This window comes from Pseudomonas psychrophila HA-4, assembly GCF_000282975.1.
Lineage (GTDB): Bacteria > Pseudomonadota > Gammaproteobacteria > Pseudomonadales > Pseudomonadaceae > Aquipseudomonas > Aquipseudomonas psychrophila_A.
On the sequence record NZ_ALJC01000099.1, the window covers coordinates 1 to 1245 of the forward strand.

The following is a 1245-nucleotide window of genomic DNA, read 5'->3' on the forward strand; positions in this document are numbered from 1 at the left end:
CCCTGATCAGGGCTGTGCCCCGATACCCCGTTGAGAGTCAGCGAGCTGGTTTGTCGCCGTTGGGTGCGCGGCGATATCGGCGCTCTACTTCCCGCCAGTTGAAAGCCAACCGAGAACCGTCGTCTTCGCCTTCTTCAGCGCCGCCTCTCTTAACCAAATCCGAATCAGTTTCCTCATCGACACGGAGTACCTTTTTCAAAACGCCACCGGTTGCCACAAAGCGGCGCTTGTGGGATTGGCGCGTCAATTCCAAAAACCAATCAGGATCGTTTGTCATGTCAGACGGTTTAACGCTGTACTTCAGCGTTTCCGAAACCGCGCGTTGTAGCGCAGCCCCTCCCACCTCCGTCCCGGTCTCTGAGCTCCGATCTTTAATCGCTTGAACGTGCACACCGCTTGGCGAGATCGTCGGATCGCGCACGCATTCCTGCCAAATCTCAACCCAGCGGGCATGCTTAACGTATTTCGATCCAGACAGCATCGAAGGCGGGACCATCAGCAAAACGTGAAAATGCGGGTGCGCCTCCCCAATCGCACTCCGAGTTACCTCGGTAGTCCGTACCCAACCAATCACCGCTTTTAACTCTTTTCGCGCCTGGAGTCGGTTCCACCCGGCATTCATCGCCGTAAGAGTCGCTCCAAGCTCGCCTATGGGGCAATTGGGCACAGTCAGGGTCAGGAATAGCCAGCGAGCCTTAGGATGCTCTAGAACGATCTGAGGGAGAGATTGGTGAAACCGAGCCTGCCACATGAGCGAGCGCCTCCACTGACACACCGGGCAATGACGTACCCGGCAAAAGTACGCCGTACGCAAACGTAGGGCATTCACTGATGTTTCAGGGTTGAGAACCCAACCAAACAGCAATAACCCCCCACATTCGGACATTCGAGCGGCGTAGCGCTCAAATTCTAGAGCGCTGGCATAAATCCCACCCACATCGTCAGATTGACCTCTGTGAATGTCCCACGGGACATCATTCGGACTGTAATCGGAAAGCCCGTCGCGGGGCTGTTCAAGCGCAATAATTTCGCTAGAATGGACAGACGTGGAAGCGGTAACGTTTTCCATGGAAAACCCTAGATATCTTGGACCTCGAAGACCCACGATTCTGGGGTTTTTCTTTTTACGCGTCAAATAACCCTCAAAGCCACGGTCCACAAGGGTTGTAGCCGCTTTTTGCACCCTTGAATTACCATCGTAAGTATCAAGTAAAGGAAATCGGCCTCTCCGACGCCCGTTTTTCG

1 protein-coding gene is annotated in these 1245 nt (G+C 54.5%); it reads right to left on the reverse strand.

The window, feature by feature from the left end:
* Window positions 1-37: 37 nt before the first annotated feature.
* On the reverse strand, window positions 38-1245 hold a 1208-nt coding region (locus tag B347_RS0115740; protein ID WP_237719139.1), incomplete at its 5' end, for a protein rep.